This window comes from Salinimonas lutimaris (assembly GCF_005222225.1).
Lineage (GTDB): Bacteria > Pseudomonadota > Gammaproteobacteria > Enterobacterales > Alteromonadaceae > Alteromonas > Alteromonas lutimaris.
The window spans coordinates 3,752,508-3,775,472 of record NZ_CP036536.1 but is presented as its reverse complement, the minus strand read 5'-3'; the positions used below and the strand labels follow the sequence as shown (position 1 = coordinate 3,775,472).

Sequence of the window (22,965 nt, the reverse complement as noted above, 5' to 3'; positions counted from 1 at the left end):
CTTACCCCTTTTTTGCTGAGGTCAGATCCGCGGGCACCGGGGCCACATCAGGACTGATTCTGAAAGTAAGCTTAAAGCCGCTGACCGCATCTGCCTGGGTGGTATTGGCGACAATCGAGGACAAATCACCGGCAGAAAACACCGCAGATTCTTCCAGTCTGCGCATAAAGTCCGACAGACGATTATTGGAGTCGCTGATGCCTTCAATGGTGATGAGGTTACCGGCCCGGCTCATGGTGGTAAACGCCACGCCCGGTGGCACAATACCAGCCAGCTCATCAAATACTTTCGGAGCTACATTACGGCTGATTTGCAGCTGGCCAATAAGCGCCATTCGCTGCTCAATGGCGTTTTTACGCTCTTTAATTTTCTGTATTTGCGCAATGTGCGCATCCAGCTGAGCAATTTCCTGTTGCAGGTAGCTGTTGCGGGAATTCTGGTGACTGATTTGCTGTTCAATAAATTGCCCAACCAGCCAGAAAATCAGTCCGACCACTAACGCAATAAGGCCTAATAAGGCCAGGTAGTTACTTTTTTGTTGCTGACGCTGTGCTTCACGCCAGGGAAGCAGGTTTACATGTGACACGCGCTGAAACTCCGGCTTGCCAGTCCGGCCGCAATGGCCAGCTGTGGTGAAAAGGCGGCCAGTCGCTGACTGTCCAGATGTTCGGCAATGGTCATGTTGGCAAAAGGATTGAACACTTCGATTATCATGCCTAAATCCTGGGCCAGGGTATCGGTCAGTTCACTTAGATTTGCACCACCGCCACACAGCAGAATTTTTGCCGGGCGCTCGGCATGTGTGGTACTGACATACATTTGCAGTGCCCGGTTAATCTGCTGAACCAGATTGGCAGCAAAAACGGGCAGGGTTTCATTGATAAAGCTGTCAGGCAGGGTACCGGACATCAGTCGGCGTTCGGCAGTTTCCAGCTCCATCATCTGAATCACTGAGATATCCTGCACCAGGTTGTGCATACCAAAGTTGTGCTCTTTGGTGTAAATCACCTTGCCCTGTTCCCATACACATACCTGTAACAGAGACGCACCGATATTCACACAGCACACCCGTTCCTGTGCCGCCGGAGGATAAAAATGGGCCACCGCATTGGCCAGAGCGTAGCCTTCAATATCGACCACTTTAGGTTCCAGTGGTACTTCACGCACAAGCGTAATACGGGCATCGACGAGGTCTTTATGCGCCGCTGAAAGCAGCACATCAACCTTGCCATGGTGGGTATCGCTGGGTCCAAGCTCTTCAAAGTCCAGATAGACTTCTTCCAGCGGGTAGGGAATCAGGCTGTCTGCCTCAATTTCAATCTGACCTTCCAGCTCATAGTCTGTCTGGTCCGGCTCCATGTGCACGGTTTTACTGATTACCGACGAGCCAGCCACCGCAATCGCGGCGCTTTTGACTTTTGATTTAAGCGCTATCTGCACTTTTTTTAAGGCCAGACTGACTGCTTCGTAGTCGCGGATTTCACGTTCGTTAAACGCGATTTTATTAATGGGTTCGCACGCAAATCCTTGCAGTGTGAAACTTTCGCCTGTTTTTTCTATCAACACCGCTTTAATTTGACGGGTACCTATATCTAGTCCCACAATAGGCGGCAGTTTTTTATTAAACAACGATTTCATTGGTTTCAACCGTGATCCAAATTTCGGTCTTTAAATTAGAATCTTACGCCAGTTTTTTTGGCGATAGGGTTCTAATAAAAGCACATACGTATAGAATGTAAATCAAATAGGCAGCCAGGCCCCGGTAATCAGTCTTCGTGAAGTTATTCAAAACCTTTCTAGTACTTTGTTTTTTAGGCGCAATCCTTGGCACCGCAGCCGTGGTCGGGTTGTATTTTTATATCAAACCAGACCTGCCCAGCGTCACTGTCCTTAAGGATGTTCGTTTGCAAACGCCCATGCGTATTTTTACGCAAGACGGCAAACTGATCTCCCAGTATGGAGTTAAACGGCGGATTCCTGTAAAACTTGAGGATGTTCCGCAAGAAATGATCGATGCCATACTGGCCACCGAAGACAGTCGCTTTTATGAGCATCATGGTATTGACCCCATCGGTATGGGCCGGGCGGTACTGAGCCTGGTACTGACCGGTGAAAAGCGTCAGGGAGCCAGTACGCTGACCATGCAGCTGGCCCGGGGCTTCTTCCTGACCCGCGAAAAAACCTACATCCGTAAAATCAAAGAAATCTTTATTGCCTGGCATATGGAACAGGAACTGTCCAAGCAGGAAATTCTGGAGCTGTATCTCAACAAGGTTGAACTGGGGCATCGTTCATTCGGAGTGGGCGCGGCTGCCCAGGTGTATTATGGCAAGTCCCTGTCAGAGCTGACCCTGGCACAGATCGCAACCATTGCCGGGTTGCCCAAAGCCCCGTCAGCACTTAATCCCATCAGTGGCCCTGAGCGCTCGGTAGAACGCCGTCGTGTGGTGCTTCTGCGGATGCTCGATGAAGAGCTGATCAGCCGGGCCCAGTTTGATGAAGCGGTAGCAGCACCGGTCACAGCCCGCAAACACGGTGCGGAGATCGAAGTTCACGCGCCTTATCTGGCCGACCTGATTTATTCAGAAATGGTCGAGATGTATGGCAAGGAAGAAGCCGAAACCGGTGGCTATGAAGTCTATGCTACAGCCAATTCAAAAATTCAGACCGATGCCCAGCAGGCGGTGGTCAGAAATCTGCACGACTACGATGAGCGCCATGGTTATCGCGGTCCGCTGGGCTATCTGTGGAATGCACCTGAAGACACGGAACTCGCTCCCCTGAGCGATGTGCCTGATCCGGTCAGCGCTCAGCGTGCGGACTGGAGCGAACAAGCAATACTCAAGGCACTGGAGTCTGTGCAACGACTCAGTCCGCTGGTGCCAGCGGTGGTGTTACAGGTGCACGAACAAAGTATTGATGTGCTGGATGCAGATGGTCAGCAACACACCATCGACTGGGCGAATCTGGACTGGGCTCGCCCGTATATTACCGACTCGCGGCAGGGTGAGGATCCTAAGCAGGCCAGTGATATCACATCAGCCGGTGCGGTCATCTATATTCGTCAGCAGGATGAGCAGTGGCGATTTGCCCAGCTGCCTGAGGTATCCGGGGCCTTGATAGCCCTGGATCCGCACAACGGTGCGGCGCAGGCTGTCATTGGCGGTTATAGTTATTACCAGTCTCAGTTTAACCGGGCCACGCAGGCTAAACGGCAGGTCGGTTCAAACATCAAACCTTTTATTTATTCTGCTGCGCTGGATGCCGGCTACACCGTTGCCTCAATTATGAATGATGCGCCGATTAACCAGTGGAACTCGGCGACCGGGGTCGCCTGGCGGCCAAAAAACTCGCCGGCTGAATATGACGGGCCGATTCGCATGCGGGTGGCGCTGGGTAAATCCAAAAACGTGGTGTCAGTGCGTTTGTTGCGTGGTGTGGGGCTATATAAAACAGCCGAATATCTGGAGCGATTTGGTTTTCAGCGTGACGAAATCCCACGGGATGAAACCCTGGCACTGGGCTCAGGCTCGCACACGCCCCTGGAAGTTGCCCGGGGTATGTCCTCGTTTGCCAATGGCGGCTATCTGATTCAGCCTCACTTTATTGATCGGGTGGAAAACGAATACGGTAAGGTGTTGTGGCAGGCAGAGCCGGTCTGGGCGTGTGATCCCTGCAACCGCAAGCAGGCTAATACCAGTAAGCTGGATGATAAGGAAGCCCAGCTGGCTGCCATTCTGGGGACCGATGTGGCGGCCGGTGAGGATGCTGAGCAGCAGGTAAAACGGCCGGCACCACGGGTGATCAGTGAACAGAATGCGTTTTTAATTGCCAATATGATGCATACCGGTGTACAGGCCAATGGCAGCTGGAGTAATAAAACGTATTGGATGGGAACCGGCTGGCGGGCCAAAAACCTGCTTAAGCGCGATGACTTGTCGGGTAAAACCGGGACTACCAATGACTCCCGAGATGCCTGGTTTACCGGCTTCAATGGTGAACTGGTGACCACCGCCTGGGTGGGCTTTGACGATATGAACCGGAACCTGGGGCGCTCCACTCGTAACCAGAACCTGATTAACCGTAACCCGGATCGGTTCAACTGGATTGGTAATGCCATGATTGGCTCTGAAAGTGGCTCGCATGCAGCGCAGCCAGCCTGGATCTATTTTATGCAGCAGGCACTGGCCGATACCCCTGAATCGCCTATTCAGGTACCGGATGATATTGTGCGTGTCCGCATTGATCGTACCAGTGGTAAGTTGACCCGCAGGACAGACCATACGACACTATTCGAGTATTTCATAAAAGGCACAGAACCAACAGTTTATGTGCTGGACAACGACGTGATTGATCCTGCGCAGGAAGATGAGGCGAATACGCCGGAGCCGGAAGAGATCTTTTAACTTCCGGCCATTTTCTCTCAAGGCTCAAAACCTTTGTACCTTACATTTTCGGAAGAGCAATGTCACAAGACGAAAACCGCTATCTTTATATCCCCCATTCCGGGCCATCCCTGCTGGAAACCCCGTTGCTGAACAAAGGCAGCTCCTTTACCGCCAGAGAGCGGGCGTCATTTAATCTGACCGGGCTGGTGCCGCCGCGTTTTGAAACCATTGAAGAGCAGGTCGAGCGTGCTTACATGCAGTATTCGTCGTTTGACGAACCGCTGAATAAGCATATTTATCTGCGCGCTATTCAGGATAACAACGAAACTCTGTTTTATAACCTGGTACAACGGCACATTGAAGAGATGATGCCGATCATCTATACCCCGACGGTGGGTGACGCCTGCGAGCAGTTTTCTGATATTTATCGCAGCTCCCGGGGGCTGTTTGTGTCCTGGGAAGAGCGTCATCAGCTGGATGATATTGTACGTAATGCCACTAAGCGAAAAGTCAAAGTTATCGTGGTGACCGACGGTGAGCGTATTCTGGGGCTGGGCGATCAGGGCATTGGCGGCATGGGAATTCCGATTGGTAAATTATCCCTGTATACCGCCTGTGGTGGTATTAGCCCTGCCTACACCCTGCCGGTAATGCTGGATGTAGGTACAAACAACGAAAAGCTGCTTAACGATCCTATGTACATGGGCGCGCGCCATCCGCGTATTGGCCAGCAGGAATATGACGAATTTGTCGACATGTTCATTAAAGCCGTAAAACGTCGCTGGCCGGAAGTGATGATCCAGTTTGAGGATTTTGCCCAGCCCAACGCCATGCCGATTCTTAACCGTTACCGGGATCAGATTTGCTGCTTCAACGATGATATTCAGGGAACAGCGGCAGTGACATTAGGAACTATTCTGGCTGCCTGTCGGATGAAGGACCGTAAATTGTCTGACATGAATGTGGTCTTTGTGGGCGCCGGCTCTGCCGGGTGCGGGATTGCCGAGATGCTGATTCAGCAAATGGTGCAGGAAGGACTCAGTGACGAGCAGGCCCGCAAGCAGGTGTTTATGATTGACCGCTTTGGGTTGGTGACCGAGGGGATGGCAGACTTGCGGGACTTCCAGCAGCGCCTGCAAACCAGTCAGGCCGATATCGCTGACTGGACGTTCTCCGGCGAATACGCCTCATTACTGGATGTGATGCACTGTGCTCAGCCAGATGTGCTGATTGGCGTATCTGGCCAGCCAGGCCTGTTTACCGAGCAGGTTATCCGGGCCATGAAGCAGAACTGTGAACTGCCGATTATTTTCCCGCTGAGTAACCCTTCACGGCAGGTGGAAGCGCGTCCTGAGCAAGTGATTGAGTGGACAGACGGCGAAGTGGTAATTGCCACCGGCAGCCCGTTCAAACCGGTTGAATACAAAGGCGCGGTCTACCCGATTGCTCAGTGTAATAACAGTTATATCTTCCCGGGCATCGGGTTGGGTGTCATTGCCAGCAAAGCCCGTCTTATAAGCGATGAGATGCTGATGGCTGCCAGCAATGCACTGGCCGGTGCGTCGCCCATGGCCAATACCGGTGAGGGTGGTTTGCTGCCGCCATTAACTGAAATTGCCAATTTAAGCCGTAATATTGCCTATGCAGTGGCTAAGGTGGCGATGGAGCAGGAACTGGCGTTAGAAATGACCGATGAAGCCTTACTCGACGCCATTGAGAAAAACTTCTGGAAAGCTGAATACCGGCCTTATAAGCGGGTCAGTATCTAAATAGCCGGAAGAGTAAAAGCGCGGCTTTTGCCGCGTTTTTTGTACTTGTATCCGAATAGCTACAACCTGTGTTGCGAGGGGTATCGCTCACCATGTACACCCGCAGTCGGTTTCCCTGGCGTGCATACCGAGGGAATTTTGTTAGTCGCCTCTATCAGTCAGGGAAGTTCAGTTGCTTTTCTGATGTTCCGTTTGTCTATTCTTTGTATTTATTAAAATAAATATCACTAATTCAGTTATTTAAGTTGCACGTTAAGTGTTGCAGCTCTGCAACATTTACTCACACTTTTTAGACTGAAGAGACCGCGGAATTTAACAAGTTATTGTAATATAGCGATTTTTCTATATTGGCATGTAGTTTGAATACAGTTGGTCCGAGCAAGGTTATTTCCCCCATCAGAATGTAATGCGAACGGAAATGCGCTTTGACGGTGCCGTGGTAAGTAGATACCGGAAAAACGATGAAAAAAAAATATTCTAAGACTTTAAGAGACTGGTCACTGACAACGATCAGTGCAGTATTGGCCTCTACCATGCTGGTTGCATGCGGTGGCGGTGGCTCTGACAGCCCGGAGCAAAATCAGCAGCAGGACGAGGAACAGTTTAAAACAAACTTTACTTTGTCGGTGTCTGATGCGCCGGTGGATAATGCCTCTGAAGTTGTTGTGTTTTTTGACCAGGTTGAATTGGTGGGTAATGGCGATACGGTTGATATTGATGTGACCGATAACGCTGGTGACCCGCGCCGTGTTGATCTGCTGACCCTGCAGGGCGAGCAGTTTGCCAACATTATTACCGATGAAGAAATCCCGGCAGGGCAATATAGTCAGGTCAGGGTTTCCATTACGGATGAGTCTTACATCGTGATGCAAGAAGGCACATTTCCTATTTCAGTTCCCAGTGGCGAGCTGAAGTTAGATGGTTTCGAAGCTTTGCAGGGTGCAGATGAGGCTTACACCATCGAATTTGATTTGCGTAAAAGTCTGGTCGATCCAAAAGGGCAAAATGGTGTTTTTCTTAAACCCCGTGGTGTTCGGTTGGTAAAAAATGACGATGTTGGCGTCATTGAAGGCAGCGTCAATGCCGCAGTGCTTGACGATGGAGCCTGTGCAGAAAAAGTCGCTCCACGCGCCGGTAATGCTGTTTATCTGTATGAACAGGCAGGGCTGACAGCGGCCGATTTGTCTGATGATGCAGATAATGCGCAACAGGGCCAGGTTTTACCCTTTACGGTAGCAACGGTGACCGACAATAGTGACACCGATGCGCTGACGTTTAATGTAGGCTTTGTGCCGGCAGGTGACTACACCCTGGCATTTAGCTGCGAAGCTTATCTGGATGAGCCAGAAAGCAATGAGGATATCAGGTTTCAGGTAATTCAGGACGTGACTGTTCAGGCACAACAGACCGAAACCGTCGTACTGAATTAACTCCCAGTTTGCGGGCAACGGAAGGCTCGCCTTTTCTTTCCTATAACGCAGGCATCACGCCTGCGTTTTTTTATCTCACTCAATCCACTTTTCATCAGTTTATGGCAGAAATTATCGCAACCGTTCATAGATAGTAATCGTATGTACTGAACAAGAGTTCAAAACCCGACAGGAGCGATAATGAGTAATAACGACTATACGCCGCCAGCAGTGTGGAAGTGGGAAAAAGAAGATGGCAGTAAGTTCTCTGCGATTAACCGGCCCACCGCCGGTGCACGTGAGCAAAAAACCTTACCCGTGGGCGAGCATGATTTTCAGCTGTATTCTATGGCGACACCGAATGGCCAGAAAGTGACCATCATGTTTGAAGAGCTGCTGGCTGCCGGCATTGATGCAGCAGATTATGATGCCTGGCCGGTGGCTATTGGTGATGGCGAACAGTTCACCAGTGGCTTTGTTGAGGTTAACCCCAATTCCAAGATTCCGGCTTTGATGGACCACAGCGGTGATAAACCGGTGCGTTTATTTGAATCCGGCTCGATATTACAGCATCTGGCAGAAAAATTTGATGCGTTTTTACCCAGCGACCCACAGGCCCGCATTGAGTGCAGAAACTGGTTGTTCTGGCAGGTAGGCTCCGGCCCGTACCTGGGCGGCGGATTTGGTCATTTCTATGCCTATGCCCCGTACAAAATGCAGTATCCCATAGACCGCTTTACCATGGAAACCAAACGTCAGCTGGATGTACTGGATAAGCACCTGGCGGATAATGCCTACATGGCAGGCGAAGAGTACTCTATTGCTGATATGGCTATCTGGCCGTGGTATGGCAACCTGGTACTGGGCAAGTTGTATGATGCCGCTGAATTCTTGCAGGTTGAAGACTATACCTATTTGCTGGCCTGGGCCAAGCGTATCGCCGAACGTCCGGCTGTGAAGCGCGGTATCATTGTAAACCGTTTCTTTGGTGACGGCCCTCAACTGGCAGAGCGTCACAGCGCCGAAGATATCGACAAAGCACTGGATTAATTGCCGATATCTGCCGCAAGGGCATCGGTACGCGCATCATGGGCCGGTCATGTACCGGCTTTTTTATCGGCGGGCAGCAGTGCCTGTGTTACAGACCGCCACAATGGCATAATTCAGAGTGAAACAACCTAAGCTTTTGCTTGCATCACACAGGCGATACGTTAGTCTGCCGCGTTTATGTGTTTAACCAAGCAAGGCTGAAAAATTCGTGGATAAGTCTGTCACACCTAACCCCTGGGGTCTCACGCCCATACTGGTTTTTGTTGCCCTGATTATATCGACCGGGGTGCTCACCAATAACATCACAGCGATGCCCGTTCTGGTGGGTTTCATGCTGGCAGCCGGCTTTGCCTTGTTTTTAAACCCCAAGGGCCAGCGCCTGACGATTGGTGAAAAAGTCCAGATTTTCTGTGAAGGTGGCGGTAATAAAAATATTATCCTGCTGGTGATGATATTTCTGATGGCCGGGGCTTTTTACTCACTCACCATTGATGTTGGCGCACGGGATGCCACCGTCAATATGGCGCTGAATCTGGTTCCTGAAGATCTGATTCTGCCCAGTTTGTTTCTGATTTGCTGTTTTATCTCCTTTGCGATGGGCACCTCCATGGGCACCATTACCGCGCTGTCTCCGGTGGGAATCGGTATTGCCGAAAGTCTGGGGATTTCTATTCCCATGGCACTCGGTGTGGTGGTCAGTGGTGCAATGTTTGGTGATAACCTGTCCTTTGTCTCTGATACCACGATAGCGGCTACCCGCAGTCAGGGCGTGAAACTCACTGATAAATTTAAAGCGAATTTGCTGGTGGTACTACCGGCCGCCATTGTGACCGCCCTTATTTTACTGAGTATTGATGTAAACAGCATTGATGCACTCCAGGAGCGTGAGACAAGCCTGGTGAATGTGCTGCCGTTTTTTATCATCATCGGCAGTGCTCTGGCCGGACTGAACGTGATTGTGGTGCTGGCGCTGGGGATTATCAGCGCTGCGCTGGTAGGGTTATTTAACGGCTCGTTTTCTACCCTTGAAATGTTTCAAAGCATTCAGACCGGCATGGGCTGGATGCAGGATTTGGCGATGATCGCTATCACTATCGGCGGTATTGTTGGTCTGATGACTGCCTACGGCGGGATTCACTGGCTGATTGGCGCGCTGACCAAAAAGGTCAAAACCAAACGGGGTGCGGAATTCAGTATTGCCTCGCTGGTCGGTTTTCTGGATCTGACCACAGCTAATAATACCATTTCCATTGTGACCGCCGGCCCCATTGCCCGGGAGCTGGGTGAGCAGTATGAGGCGGATCCACGCCGTTTAGCCAGCCTGCTGGATATTTTTTCCTGTGCGTTTCAGGGGCTGGTGCCCTATGGTGCGCAGCTGTTAAGTGCGGCTGCCATTGCGGGTATCTCACCGCTACAAATTACCCCGTATTGCTGGTATCCGATGCTGATTTTTGTATGCGGAATTATCTCCATTGCCACCGGCCTGCCGCGGTTTGGCAAACCGGCTGGTGACGCACTGTAGCAAAACATCGTCGGGCGCCCCCTCAGTGCCCGGCGGTTTTTGAAAATAATTGAATGGTTACCACGCCGGCAATGATCAGCAGCATTCCCAAAATAGCCGGTAAATCCGGGATTTGTTTATAAAAAATGGCGCCAAGGGCAACAATAAAGACAATACCCAATCCAGCCCATACCGCATAGGTAATACCCAGTGGCAGGGTTTTAAGCACAATAGATAAGCTGTAAAACGCGGCGCAGTATCCCACGACCACAACAACAGAGGGAAGGGGCTGAGTGAACCCTTCAGAGGCTTTAAGTGCCAGAGTGGCTATGGTTTCAGCAGCAATTGCCATTACCAGAAAAAGATAAGTCATGTGTGCCCCGGGTAAAGTAAAGACCACAGTGTAACAGGCTGGCAGGAAGTACCTCTACTGCCAGCATCAATTACATGGCAGGGACTGGCACGTACTCATCGAAAAAGTTGGTCACCAGTGGCCACAGACGTTGTGACTGACGGGAGAAAAAGCGCATGTGGCCGATGTTGTCCAGACCGCAGGCTGCCGGAAATAAGACGCAGTAACGGGACTTACTGGCGCCGTACACCTCAATCATTTCTTTTAGATTCTGCTCATTGGCGATGTCATCATCACTAGCGATGATCCACTTTGACGGAGCAGCCAGGTCTTCATACTGATGTTCTGTGACTTCGCTGCCAAAACTGGTTTTTACGTAACCTGAGCCGTTGCACCATTGTCGCCACTGCCGTGCCACGCCCTTAGGCAGCGGCTCGCCCATGCCAACCCAGTTCGAGCGGGTATGGCCCAGCAGCACGTTGGATACTGGAATAAATACATTCATGAAAAAGTGAGCTTTAAGCCGGTAGCGGGGGCGCATATTACGCAGACTGCCTGAAGAGCTGCCGTAATTAATAAAAGCGCTGAGCTTGTCGGCATTATGCATCAGCCCGATTAACTGCCCGCCGGCACTGTGGCCAACCAGAAAATACTGGGTGTCGGGATAGTGATACATCAGGGTGTCCAGCGCTGCTGGCATATCCTGTTTGCCCCATGTCACCAGATCCGCTTTGCAGTGACGTATTGATTCGTTTAAAGAATCACCGATACCCCGGTTATCAAAGGTCAGTACTGCATACCCGTAGTCTGCCAGAAAAGTGGCAAAGCTAGCGTAGAACTGACGTTTGATACCGGTAGCCGGTGCGATGAGAATGGCCCCACGCGGGGCTGACTCTGGCCTGAAAAGTGTTGCTGAAAGTGTATACCCGTCTTCACAAGTCACGCAGACGTGTTCTTGCATATTGTATCCTCAAAATATCTTAGCCCCAGTTAAAGCTATATTAAGCGTAGAATCAAGCTATCAAACATAATCTAGACCTTATGTACCGGGCTTAATTCCATTCCCCAGGAGAATTTGCGACGAATTGCGAAAAATATTACGAATTTTAGGAAACCGTGCTTATCACATCAAAAGATCGGTATTAGCGCCAAGTCAACTTTTGACTGTCGCTACCTTACAAACGAGTTTATAAGCAGGATTCGGGCCTGTGATGGTACTTTGAGAAAAAAAGAAGAAGAGTTATCCGGACAGCCTGTTCGCTGGCCTGTACCAGGACAGACAGGCCGCCGAAGCATGGAGTACAGTGGTGACTGTTCAGTCGTCAGCCGGGCCTTGTCCGTTGCATTTATCCCAGCCGCGATCAGCCATCAGGGTGACCAGTGTCTGATTAAAGTATTTCGCATACGGTCGGGCCAGCGCCGCGTACTTCTCGTAGTCATAGGTGCCCGGCGTATAATCTTCGTTTGTCAGTTCCCGGGTACCAAATTTTTCGACCAGACAGGCCGGAAGCTGTGGCGTGGTGATTTGCTCACCGTCCCTGACCACAATAAATCGCAGATCACGTTTACCAAAGTACTCGTTTGCCTCATATTCGGGCATACCGTTTACCAGCTTTTTCATCTTGCGATCATTAGGTTGTTTAACATAGCTGCAGCCGGCAAACATCAATGTCGATACGATTGCCAGAAGCATAAAACGGCGTGTGTTGTTGCTCATAATTACCTGCCAGAATGGGAAGACAGCAGGATTATACCGTTTCTGACAGGGTGGGGGCTACGCTGATTTGCTCAGCGTAGTTGAAGGGTAAATACTTTGGAGTTGCGCTGATAATTATACAGCTCTTTTTTGGCTGACGGCAGTGCAGAAATATCTGCAGGTAAAAAGCCATGTTCTAAAAACCAGTGGGCGGTAAGCGTGGTCAGTACAAAGATAGTATCAATGTTGTTATCCAGCGCCGTATTGCGGACAGCCTCCAGAATACGTTCGCCCCGGTTTTTACCCCGGTAATCCGGGTGTGTTGCCACACAGGCAAGCTCGGCGCAGCCATCTTCAGGATACAGATACACGGCGGCACAGGCGATGATCATGCCGTCGCGCACAATCACGATAAACTGATTGATTTCGTTTTCCAGTCGTTCCCGGGAACGCTTGACCAGCGCGCCGCTTTCCTCCAGCGGTTTAATCAGGTTGAGAATACCGCCCACATCATCAATGGTGGCACTGCGTATCTGCTCATAATGGTGTTCCAGTACCAAAGAGCCGGTGCCGTCACGGGTAAACAGTTCCTGTAATAGCGCGCCGTCTTTTTCATAACTGATACAGTGGGCGCGTGGAATACCAGCTGCCACACTGGTTGTCAGGGCACTGAGCACCGTATCTTCGGTGCTGATCTCCTGATTGAGCATCAGTGCTTCAAGCTGTGGTCTTTCAATGGTACGCAGGAGTTTACCGTCTTTATGGTGAACGCCTTCGTAATTGGAAAACACAATGATTTTGTCTGCTTTAAGCGAGATTGCAGCCTGGGTGGCCACATCTTCATGGGACAGGTTAAACACCTCACCGGTGGACGAATAGCCCATTGGTGACAATAGCACTATGGAGCCATCGTTAAGATGATCATTGATGCCGGTGGTATCAATGCGACGCACCACGCCGGTGTTTTCAAAATCTACACCACCACGCACGCCCATCGGTTTGGCGACCACCAGATTACCGGTACACACCCGAATCTGCGCGCCATGCATGGGCGAGTTCGGTAGCCCCATGGTCAGCAAGGCTTCTATCTGGGAGCGCACCGACCCCGCAGCGTCTTTGACACACTCCAGAGTTTGCTTGTCCGTCACCCGAATACCATCGGCAAACCGGCTTTCGATATTGCGCAGGGCTACCCGCTCATCGATTTGCGGACGGGCACCGTGCACCAGCACCAGGCGTACGCCCAGGCTGGCCAGCAAAGCAATGTCATGAATGATGTTGGGGAAGTTGGCATCTTCGATAGCCTCACCGCCGAACATCAGTACAAAGGTTTTACCCCGGTGTGCATTGATGTAAGGCAGTGAACTGCGAAACAGCTTTATGCCGTCCTGATGGTATAACACCATAGTGATTAGTCCTGCTTATCCAGCGCTTCCAGTTCCTGATACAACGCCTTTACGACGGTTTCAGTACTGGTGCCGCCCAGAATGTTGCGCTTATTAACGCCATATTCCAGTTGCAGTACCGGATAGACATCTTCATCGATTTTGTCACACACTGCCTGCAGGCTGGTTAGCGGAAGATCCTCAATGGCACAGCCCTGCTGCAGTGCTTTGAGCACCACCTGGCCGGCAATGTCATGACCGGTTCTAAACGGAATGCCTTTACCTACCAGATAATCAGCCAGTTCTGTGGCATTAGCAAAGCCCTGAGCAGCAGCTTCACGACAACGATCCTCATTCAGCGACAACGAGTCCAGTACTTCAGAGGCAATACACAAACAGCAGTGCCACTGATTAACCGTATCTATCGCGCCTTCTTTATCTTCCTGCATGTCCTTATTGTACGCCAGCGGCAGCCCTTTCATGGTGACCAGCAAGCCTTGCAAAGCACCAAATACCCGGCCACATTTGCCCCGCATCAGCTCCAGGGCATCCGGATTTTTCTTTTGCGGCATGAGTGACGAGCCTGAGGTCACTTCATCGCCCAGCTGTAAAAAGCCAGCTTCTCCGGAATTGTAGAAGATTAAATCTTCGGCCATCCGTGAGATATGCATCATGCTGGTGCTGGCTCCAAATAGTAGTTCAAGCACAAAATCACGATCAGAGACAGCATCAAGACTATTCAGGCAGGGGCCGTCAAAACCCAGTTGCTGTGCAATTTCATGACGGTCAACCGGGTAGGTTGTGCCGGCCAGGGCACCACTTCCCAGCGGACACTGGTTCAGGCGCTTACGTAAGTCGTCCAGCCGGCTCAGGTCCCGCTTGAACATCTCAACATACGCTAAGCACCAGTGGGCAAACAAAATAGGCTGAGCACGTTGCAAATGCGTGTAACCGGGAATCACGGCATCACGGTGGCGATTGGCAGTATTGAGCAAAGCCCGCACCAGCGCGGTCAGATCTTGTCTGAGTGAGTCGATATGTTCACGCACCCACAAACGAAAATCGGTGGCCACCTGATCATTACGACTACGCCCGGTGTGCAATTTGCGGCCCACATCGCCCAGCTTGTCAATTAGCGCGGCTTCTACAAAGCTGTGAATGTCTTCTTCTGTGCTGGCAGCAAAGTCCAGCTCACCGGCTTCTGCCTGCCGGGTCAGTTCATTCAGTGCGCTTTCCAGCTGCGCCTGCTCATCGGCGCTCAGCACACCGGCTTTGTGCAGGGCGCGTGACCAGACCACAGAGCCTTGCAGATCCTGTACCGCCATGACCTGGTCAAACGGCAGTGAATCATTGACCTGACGGAACATACTGCTACTACCGGCAGAAAACCTGCCTCCCCATAATGCCATGCGATAACTCCTTATTTGTCGTGGTTTTTCAGTGCCGCAATCCGGCTCGACAGACTGAACAGACGAATAAAGCCTTCGGCATGCTTCTGGTCATATACATCATCGGCACCGAATGTCGCAAAGTCTTCAGAGTACAGGCTGTTCGGTGAGCGACGCTGAACTACAGTCGCCTGACCTTTGTACAGTTTCACAACGATATCGCCGGTCACTTTTTTTGCAAAAGATTCTGCGCCTGCCAGCAGGGCATCGTTGAGTGCCGTAAACCAGCGGCCATCGTACATCACATGAGAAAATTCCAGTGCCAGCTGTTCGCGGTATTTTATGGCGGCTTTATCCAGCACCATCGTTTCCAGCGCTTTGTATGCTTTCATCAGTACCGTGCCTCCCGGGGTTTCATAGCAACCACGAGACTTCATCCCGACCAGGCGGTTTTCCACGATATCGATACGGCCTACACCATGGGCGCCTGCCAACGTGTTTAGTTTAACCAGTGCCTGATAGGGGGACATAGCTTCGTCATTGACGTGAGTCAGTTCACCTTCTTGAAAAGACAGGGTGATACGCTCAGCGGTATCCGGTGCTTCTTCCGGGTCAACCGTCATGGTCCAAACCTGTTTGGTTGGCTCTTGCCATGGATCTTCCAGCTCACCGCCTTCATGGGAAATGTGCCAGGCATTGGCGTCGCGGCTGTAAATTTTAGTGGCTGAGGCTGTGGTCGGGATGTTGCGCTCTGCCAGATAGGCCAGCAGATCTTCACGCGATACCATATCCCACTCACGCCATGGTGCTACAACATGAAGGTCCGGAGCCAGCGCTGCAAAGGTGCTTTCAAAGCGCACCTGATCGTTGCCTTTACCGGTACAACCGTGGCTCAGTGCATCCGCGCCAACTTTACGGGCTACCTCGACCTGTGCTTTAGCAATAACCGGACGTGCCATAGAGGTACCCAGCAGGTATTCACCTTCGTATACCGCCCCGGTTTTTACTGTCGGGTAGATATACTCACGCACAAATTCTTCTTTCAGATCGACGATGTGGCATTCGCTGGCACCTGATGCAATGGCTTTTTCATGCAAACCTTCGAGTTCTTCATCACCCTGACCAACATCTGCCGCAAACGCTACAACTTCACAGCCATAGTTTTCTTTCAGCCATGGAATGATGGCTGAGGTATCTAGTCCGCCGGAGTACGCCAGAACAACTTTATTTACTTTTTTCATTGCTTAAAAATCCTCTTACGCGCCAAGTAGGTGAGTTAAAATTGCGTTTTGACCATGCATTCTGTTTTCCGCTTCCTGCATCAACAGTGATCTGTCACTGTCAATCAGAGAGCTGGTAATTTCAAGGTCGCGATGGGCAGGCTGGCAGTGCATCACATATTTTGCCCCCGTGCTACTCATCATTGCTTCATTTACCTGATATGGCATGAATTTATCTTTAATGGTGGCCAGTGGAGTATCATCTCCCATCGACAACCAGGTATCGGTATAAATGACATCCGCGCCATTGGCGGCCGCCACTTCATGACTTTGTACAATATCAACGCCAGTCGCTTTGGCGATGCTTTGTGCCTTGGCCACAATGGCCGGGTCCACTTCGTGACCGGCTGGTGTGATCACCACCTGATTACAGCCGAGCAGCGCCCCTGCTATCAGCAGAGAGTGGGTCACATTATTGCCATCGCCCACGTATGCCAGAGTAAGCCCTTTGACCTGACCAAACGCTTCATGCAGAGTCAGGTAATCGGCCATGGCCTGGCAGGGGTGATACTTATCACACAGGGCATTGATGACCGGTACTTTGGAGGCCTTGGCAAACTCTACCAGGGTGTCGTGAGAAAACACCCGGGCGACAATGGCATCTGCCCAGCACGCCAGGTTAGCCGCCATATCGTTGGCATCTTCACGCCCGACCAGGTTGCCGGACTGACTGTCCAGATACACCATATGGCCACCCAGCTTATTGATACCAATATCAAAGCTGACCCGCGTACGCAGTGACGGCTTTTCGAAAAATGCGGCTACCGATTTACCCGCCAGTACGTTGTTATACGCGCCGGGGGCTTGTTTGATTGTCACTGCCAGCTCCAGCAAATCCTGCATAGCAGCGGGTGTCCAGTCGGCAAAAGTGAGTAAGTCCTGTTTCATAATCTATTCTCCGTCCGTCGCGGGCGTATGTGTAATGCGGGTGCCAGTAGTATTGGCCAGAATCGCTTCCAGCGGGGCCGCCCAGTTGGCAATCGTAACAGCACGATTCAGGGTGGTGGCTGCCGCCAGGGCAGCATCGGTCTTCACCTTCATGCCATCGGTAATCACTTGTTGTTCTACCAGCTGCGAAATTTGTGTTGCCGTCAGCTCAGATAACAGTGACTTATGTTCATCCAGTACACCGGGAACATTGGATAAAAGCAGCAATTCTGCGCCCAGTAGCTGGGCGACTACGGTCGCTGCCTGGTCAGCATTAATATTCAGCAGGCGGCCGTCATTGCTGCTGCCGATAGAACTGATAATGGGTAAAAATGACTGGGCCAGCAGGCTGTCCAGTAACTGACTGTCTGCCGCATGCGGGGTGCCTACCGCGCCGTATTTTTCGGCCAGCGGATCACACTGCACCATATTGCCGTCCAGTAAGGACAACCCGACCGGTGTCAGTCCGGCCTGAATCGCCAGCGCGCACAACGCTTTGTTGGCGCTACCGGCCAGCGTGCCGGAGATATACGGCATATGTTCATCCGGGGTGACCCGCAAACCATCAATTTTCTTGCTGGTCAGCCCCAGGCTCGCCATCAGTGTTTCTACCAATGGGCCACCGCCATGAACCAGCACCACCGGACGGGTTTGCTGGATCTGACGGATATTCTGTAGCAGCGCCAGACCGGCTTGCGTATCTTCAAGCAAGGCGCCGCCCACTTTAATTACAATGGGTTGGGTACTCATGGTAGTAATCCTTTATCAACCGGCAAACCACTCATCAGGTTAGCGCACTGGATGGCCTGTGAGGCAGCCCCTTTCATGATATTGTCAATAGCAGCAGTAATCACTGCATAACCACTGTGTTCGTCCAGCTTCCAGTGAACATCCACAAAGGGTGTGTGAGCGACATCATCCACTTTGGGAAAGCTGTCGCGGCAGCGTACCAGCGGTTTGTTTTCATAGGCTTGCGTATAGGCGGCGTCAACCTGAGCTTGAGTGGTGCCGGCTGCTGTTTTTACCGTCACAGTGGCCAGTATGCCCCGTTTGAAGTTACCTAAATGAGGCGTAAATATAACGGGTGTGCCCAGATAAGCTTCAATTTCGGGGGTGTGTCTGTGGCCCAGTACCCCATAAGCCTGCAGGCTGACTTCAAAAAAGCTGGAGGTCAGGCTGGCTTTACGCCCAGCACCACTGACCCCGGAGACAGCATTAATCACAGGCCTGACGGCGCTGTCTAACAATCCGGCCTGAGCCAGTGGCTTCAGGGCTGTGAGTGAGGCGGTTGGATAGCAGCCGGGTACGGCAATCAACCGGGCAGCCGCAATTTCGTCGGCGTACCATTCGGCCAGACCATACACTGCCTGGTCTAGCTGTTTGGTAGCGGTGTGCTCAAAGCCATAAAACTGGCTGAACACGTTGGTATCCTGAATACGAAATGCACCGGACAAATCCAGTACCTTTGCCTTGCCTTTACTAAGCGCGGGCATCCAATCGTGACTGGCTTCGTGCGGTGTAGCCAGAAAAATTAAATCCATGGTGTCAGGCAGAGCATCCAGTACCGCTTCGCTCATCGGCTCAAGCGTCAGATGAGATAAGTGCGCCAGCGTGCCATGCAGGGCCGACACTGGTTTGTTTGCATCCGCGCTGCCAGCTGAAACAAAGGTCCGTGACAACTGCATGTCCGGATGTGCGTTAACCAGGGCAACAAGCTGTGCGCCGGTATAGCCACTGGCGCCAATAATTGAGACGTTCATCATATTAATAACTAAAGAAGAAAAAAGGAGAAAAAAATCACTTTTTACCTTTAGCCCGTTGGGTTGTTATCGATACCCGTTACATACGGACAAAGGTAAAAAGTGTGCTACTTTAAGTGCAAATAGGCAGATCGCGATCGTCGCTGTCTGCTTTGCTGTGCGTAGCCAGCCAGGGGAGAGCAAAACTGTAGGGTATCTGCCATAGTGCAACAGATACAGTTTGTTAGTGTCATGCGAATATCCTGTCTCCTCTTGCTTATTCCTGTCAGCAGCATGGTTTGCCGGTCAGGATCTGATGCAAGAAATTTATACCGTGGACTATCTTACACACATGGAATATTTATGCAATTAAAACGTATAAATATCTCATCGGATGTGATCAGTTCAGAATTTGGTCTGCCCGGGTCGATCTCCATTCGGGCAATCGCATCATTGACAGGCGGGTCTTGGAACAAGGATTATCTGAGCATGATAAAGGTGGGCCCGGTGCGCTGGCACCTCAGGTTTTCAAAGCTTTACCAGCGGTGATAATTAATACAGGAGTAAGGTAGCATGAGCAGAAAAAAAATTGCCCTGGTGGCACATGACCATAAAAAACAGGAATTGCTGAGCTGGGTGAATAATCATCTGGATATCATGAAACAATGCGATATTGTGGCAACCGGCACTACGGGCGGTCTGATTGTTCAGCATACTGGCTTGCCGGTCACCCGACTCAAAAGCGGGCCACTGGGTGGAGACCAGCAAATCGGCGCCCTGATTGCTGAAGAGCAGCTTGATACCCTGTTCTTTTTCTGGGACCCGATGAACGCTGCACCTCACGATCCGGATGTCAAAGCCTTGCTACGATTGTGCTCGGTATGGAATGTGTCTGTGGCGTGTAACGTGGCCACTGCTGATTTACTGGTGTCTTCTCCGCATTTTTTATCCGATGACTATCGCGCGGTCAGGCCGCAATACTGAAACAGCGGACCAGACATCAATAGCAACAGCCGCCCAACAGGCGGCTGAATTTGAAGATTACTCGCCGTGGTGACCATGGCCACGCGGTTTTTCTTTGCGCTCCATACGCGCTTGCATCAGCTCATCAAGCTGTGCCTGCTGCTCGGATGTTAGCTGCGCAGTCACCTGTTGGTGAGTTTCAAAGCGGGCTGCGGCGCCCTGAGCAATCACTGACTGCATTTTTTCAGACAGCACCAGCCAGGCCGCTTCATCAAAATTGTCAGACTGGATCAGCGATTGTTCCTGCTGACGCAAGGTCTTGCTTTGCGCCATGATGGCATCGCGTTGCGCTTTAGACTTCTCCATAATGTCCGTCATTGCCGTATATTGCTCTTCACTCAGATCCAGCTTTTTGAATGCCCGGGGAAGATGAGCTTTATTCTTTTCATCACGAGGATGTTCGTCACGCTGTGCGCGTTTTTCCTGTTTTTTCTGCAGAGTCTGACGCTGAGCGTCGGTTAGCAACTGATAAATATCATGGCGGGCATGGGCTATCGCCAGACGCTGTGGCTGGGAGTCAGTAAAGCGTGCTACCGCTGCATCGCTGGCTTGTTCTGCAGAGGAAAATTGCGGTTTTGCCTCAGAGCTTTGCGCTTTGCGTGCTTCACGGGCGGCTTTATTATTTGCCCGCAGGTTGTCCATGATGGCGCGTACTTCAGTGCGCTGTGTATCTGTCAGTTCAAGCCGCTTCAGATCTTTCATCACCATGCGAACAGGATTTTCCTGACCATGTCGCGGACCATCATGACCGGGTTTTGCGAAAGCCGCACCAGAGACCAGTAGGGCACCAATAACAGAAACGATAATTTGCTTTTTCATAAGGACCTCTCCTCTTTGTTGACGTGGATAAGTCTACGCCGGGTCAATGCAAATGTGGGTCGTGATTGTGTAAAGCTTGTGTAAAGGCGTGTCTGTGCTTTTTCTGATCTGCAAAAAACTCAGGTAAGCTTAGGGGAACGATGAATTATTGGTAGGAGTGCGCCTTGTCTACGCTAACCCAGACTGCCCCGGTGGCCCAGTCACTGTTAATTATTGATGATGACACTGAACTGACCGAGATGCTGCAAAGCTATTTGCAGCACAGCGGGTATCAGGTAAAGGTAGCCAGCGACGGTAACAGCGGGCTGGAGATAGCGCGCGCAGATAATAGCATTGATCTGATTTTACTGGATGTGATGATGCCCGGCATGGATGGCTTTGATGTACTCAAAGCCCTGCGTCAGACCCATATTACACCAGTGCTGATGCTGACCGCCCGCGGTGATGATTATGACCGCATTCTGGGCCTGGAGCTGGGCGCCGATGACTATTTGCCCAAACCCTTTAATCACCGTGAGCTGGTGGCCCGTATTAAGGCATTGTTCCGGCGTCAGGCACTGACCAGTGGCGCGCGCCAGCAGCAGGATGTATCGCATAATCAGGTCACCTTAAGTGTAAGCCGGCAGATAGTGACCTGTCACGGTGAACAGCTCAGCCTGACGGGAACCGAGTTTGGTATTTTGCACCTATTGCTGGTGAACGCCGGGAGCCTGGTTACCAAGGAGGATATTTCTGACAAGGTGCTGGGCAAACCATTACAGGCGTACGATCGTAGTATTGATATGCATGTCAGTAATTTGCGCAAAAAGCTGGCAGCGGCAGGGGATGAGGAAAAAATCAAAACCATTCGCGGCGCTGGCTATCTGTTTATGCTTGCCTCATGACACTGCTGACCACGTTAAACCCGGCTCGCCGGCTGGTCGGCCGCTTGTTCTTATGGTTCTGGCTTACCACATTGCTCACCGCTGTCGTGGCTATCTCGATCAGTCGGATGGTCGAGGATGAGGTGGAGATTGATACGCCTCATCCGCGGCAGGTACAACAGCTTAGTCGTCTGGCTAGTCGTTTGCAGCAGATTGCCGAACCGGACCTGGCGCTGGATAGCGTGCTGGATCGTATGGGGCGAAGACAGCCATTTCGGTTACTGGCTATTGAGCAGCAGTCCAGGCAGCTGGTCCGTGGTGGCGGTCCGCCGCCTCGCAGGGTGACCGTTGAGCGGTTACTGCGTCTGACTGATCAGCAATCGGCCATCACCCTGCGTCAGCGCGATTTTGCTATTACCGGTCCGCAGCCTTTTACCTGGAACAACCGGCAATATGCGTTGTTTATTACCGACCGGGTGGGGCCGGACGACCCGGCAGAGCCGCTGAAATGGTTGTTGGGTATTGGTCTTTTGGTCAGTGTGCTGTTGTCCTATTTGTTTGCCCGCACTCTGGTAAAACCGATTCATCAGATTCAGCAGGCCAGTCAGCGACTGGCTTCGGGTGACTGGCAGGCCCGGGCCAGTACCGGTGAACGCAAAGATGAGCTGGGGCAACTGGCAAAAGATTTTAATCAGATGGCCGGCCAGCTTGAAACATTATGGCGCGGACAACAGCGTTTGCTGGGCGATATCTCCCATGAACTGCGCTCCCCCCTGACCCGACTGCAAATGGCTCTGGGTCTGGCGCATCAGCAAAATATTGATACCCCAACGCTGGACCGGATAGAGCGCGAGGCAGAGCGTATGGAGCAGCTGATAAATCAGCTGCTGGCGCTGACCCGGGCTGAAGCGTCCCGGCCCCAAATGGAGCCGGTCAGTGTGGCTGCGCTGCTTGAGCCGATACTGCAGGATGCCCGCTTTGAGGCAGGCAACCATCATAAGGCACTGCACTGGCAAACGTTGCCATCTTGCACGTTGCTGGCAAACCCGACCTTACTAGGTAGCGGCATAGAAAATGTGATTCGTAATGCCATCAAATACGCTACAGATACGATTGAAGTGGCGGTGATTGTGCAGGAACATACCTTGATTATGCATATTGATGATAATGGCCCGGGGCTCGACAGCAGTGAACAGGACGCTATCTTTACCCCTTTTTACCGGGCATCACTGGCCCGTGACCGGCAATCAGGCGGTGTAGGGCTGGGCCTGGCCATTGCAAAAGCTGCAGTGACCGCGCATCATGGCAGCATCCGCGCGCAGGACTCTGCCTCAGGCGGCTTGCGTGTGACCCTTCATCTGCCGTTAAAAAGTTAG

At 51.6% G+C, this 22,965-nt stretch carries 20 protein-coding genes; 8 read left to right on the top strand and 12 right to left on the bottom strand.

The features are described from left to right. Position 1 precedes the first annotated feature (1 nt). Complete coding sequence (locus EZV72_RS16680; protein WP_137168295.1) at positions 2-586, bottom strand: PilN domain-containing protein; 585 nt, start codon at positions 584-586, stop codon at positions 2-4. After that, positions 574-1,638 (bottom strand): type IV pilus assembly protein PilM, encoded by a 1,065-nt coding sequence (gene pilM, locus EZV72_RS16675; RefSeq protein ID WP_137168294.1) that lies wholly within the window; start codon positions 1,636-1,638, stop codon positions 574-576. The genes EZV72_RS16680 and pilM overlap by 13 nt, the downstream gene beginning before the upstream one ends. A 137-nt stretch (positions 1,639-1,775) precedes the next feature. On the opposite strand from pilM, the gene EZV72_RS16670 reads away from it, so the two are divergent. The 5 genes from EZV72_RS16670 to EZV72_RS16650 all read left to right on the top strand — a co-directional run bounded on the left by EZV72_RS16670 (position 1,776) and on the right by EZV72_RS16650 (position 10,138). Next, positions 1,776-4,406 (top strand): penicillin-binding protein 1A, encoded by a 2,631-nt coding sequence (locus tag EZV72_RS16670; RefSeq protein WP_137168293.1) that lies wholly within the window; start codon positions 1,776-1,778, stop codon positions 4,404-4,406. 59 nt (positions 4,407-4,465) lie between these two features. Continuing rightward, complete coding sequence (locus tag EZV72_RS16665) at positions 4,466-6,157, top strand: NAD-dependent malic enzyme (RefSeq protein ID WP_137168292.1); 1,692 nt, start codon at positions 4,466-4,468, stop codon at positions 6,155-6,157. 461 nt (positions 6,158-6,618) lie between these two features. Then, the gene (locus EZV72_RS16660; RefSeq protein WP_137168291.1) at positions 6,619-7,587 is read left to right on the top strand and encodes a DUF4382 domain-containing protein; all 969 of its coding nucleotides are present in this window, start codon (positions 6,619-6,621) and stop codon (positions 7,585-7,587) included. 177 nt (positions 7,588-7,764) lie between these two features. Beyond that, positions 7,765-8,616 carry a glutathione-dependent disulfide-bond oxidoreductase gene (gene yghU / locus EZV72_RS16655; protein WP_217495197.1) on the top strand — a complete coding sequence of 284 codons (852 nt, stop codon included), beginning with the start codon at positions 7,765-7,767 and terminating at the stop codon, positions 8,614-8,616. A gap of 208 nt (positions 8,617-8,824) precedes the next feature. Continuing rightward, positions 8,825-10,138 carry a Na+/H+ antiporter NhaC family protein gene (locus EZV72_RS16650; RefSeq protein WP_137168289.1) on the top strand — a complete coding sequence of 438 codons (1,314 nt, stop codon included), beginning with the start codon at positions 8,825-8,827 and terminating at the stop codon, positions 10,136-10,138. Between the two features lie 22 nt (positions 10,139-10,160). Here EZV72_RS16650 and EZV72_RS16645 read toward each other — a convergent pair whose 3' ends face one another. From EZV72_RS16645 to argC, 9 genes are all read right to left on the bottom strand, one after another. Next, positions 10,161-10,490, bottom strand: coding sequence for a DMT family transporter (locus EZV72_RS16645; protein ID WP_137168288.1), 330 nt, complete (start codon positions 10,488-10,490; stop codon positions 10,161-10,163). A 70-nt stretch (positions 10,491-10,560) separates the two neighbouring features. Beyond that, positions 10,561-11,430 (bottom strand): alpha/beta hydrolase family protein, encoded by an 870-nt coding sequence (locus EZV72_RS16640; protein WP_137168287.1) that lies wholly within the window; start codon positions 11,428-11,430, stop codon positions 10,561-10,563. Positions 11,431-11,784: 354 nt separating this feature from the next. Next, complete coding sequence (locus EZV72_RS16635) at positions 11,785-12,186, bottom strand: hypothetical protein (RefSeq protein ID WP_137168286.1); 402 nt, start codon at positions 12,184-12,186, stop codon at positions 11,785-11,787. A 71-nt stretch (positions 12,187-12,257) separates the two neighbouring features. Beyond that, complete coding sequence (argA, locus tag EZV72_RS16630; RefSeq protein WP_137168285.1) at positions 12,258-13,571, bottom strand: amino-acid N-acetyltransferase; 1,314 nt, start codon at positions 13,569-13,571, stop codon at positions 12,258-12,260. A 5-nt stretch (positions 13,572-13,576) separates the two neighbouring features. After that, positions 13,577-14,959, bottom strand: coding sequence for an argininosuccinate lyase (gene argH / locus EZV72_RS16625; protein ID WP_137168284.1), 1,383 nt, complete (start codon positions 14,957-14,959; stop codon positions 13,577-13,579). 11 nt (positions 14,960-14,970) lie between these two features. After that, entirely contained in the window at positions 14,971-16,179 is a 1,209-nt protein-coding gene (locus tag EZV72_RS16620) for an argininosuccinate synthase (protein ID WP_137168283.1), read from the bottom strand. A 15-nt stretch (positions 16,180-16,194) separates the two neighbouring features. Next, on the bottom strand, positions 16,195-17,106 hold the full coding sequence (locus tag EZV72_RS16615) for an ornithine carbamoyltransferase (RefSeq protein ID WP_137168282.1): 912 nt from the start codon (positions 17,104-17,106) through the stop codon (positions 16,195-16,197). 3 nt (positions 17,107-17,109) lie between these two features. Beyond that, entirely contained in the window at positions 17,110-17,895 is a 786-nt protein-coding gene (gene argB, locus EZV72_RS16610) for an acetylglutamate kinase (RefSeq protein ID WP_137168281.1), read from the bottom strand. After that, on the bottom strand, positions 17,892-18,908 hold the full coding sequence (gene argC / locus EZV72_RS16605; protein ID WP_137168280.1) for an N-acetyl-gamma-glutamyl-phosphate reductase: 1,017 nt from the start codon (positions 18,906-18,908) through the stop codon (positions 17,892-17,894). Before argC ends, argB begins: the two co-directional genes overlap by 4 nt. 549 nt (positions 18,909-19,457) lie before the next feature. Between argC and EZV72_RS16600 the strand changes: the two genes are divergently transcribed. Continuing rightward, positions 19,458-19,868 carry a methylglyoxal synthase gene (locus EZV72_RS16600; protein ID WP_137168279.1) on the top strand — a complete coding sequence of 137 codons (411 nt, stop codon included), beginning with the start codon at positions 19,458-19,460 and terminating at the stop codon, positions 19,866-19,868. A gap of 57 nt (positions 19,869-19,925) precedes the next feature. On the opposite strand, the gene EZV72_RS16595 is transcribed toward EZV72_RS16600, so the two are convergent. Continuing rightward, positions 19,926-20,726 carry a Spy/CpxP family protein refolding chaperone gene (locus tag EZV72_RS16595; protein WP_137168278.1) on the bottom strand — a complete coding sequence of 267 codons (801 nt, stop codon included), beginning with the start codon at positions 20,724-20,726 and terminating at the stop codon, positions 19,926-19,928. 164 nt (positions 20,727-20,890) lie between these two features. Between EZV72_RS16595 and EZV72_RS16590 the strand changes: the two genes are divergently transcribed. Then, on the top strand, positions 20,891-21,610 hold the full coding sequence (locus tag EZV72_RS16590) for a response regulator (protein WP_269747626.1): 720 nt from the start codon (positions 20,891-20,893) through the stop codon (positions 21,608-21,610). Then, entirely contained in the window at positions 21,607-22,965 is a 1,359-nt protein-coding gene (locus EZV72_RS16585; RefSeq protein ID WP_137168277.1) for an ATP-binding protein, read from the top strand. Before EZV72_RS16590 ends, EZV72_RS16585 begins: the two co-directional genes overlap by 4 nt.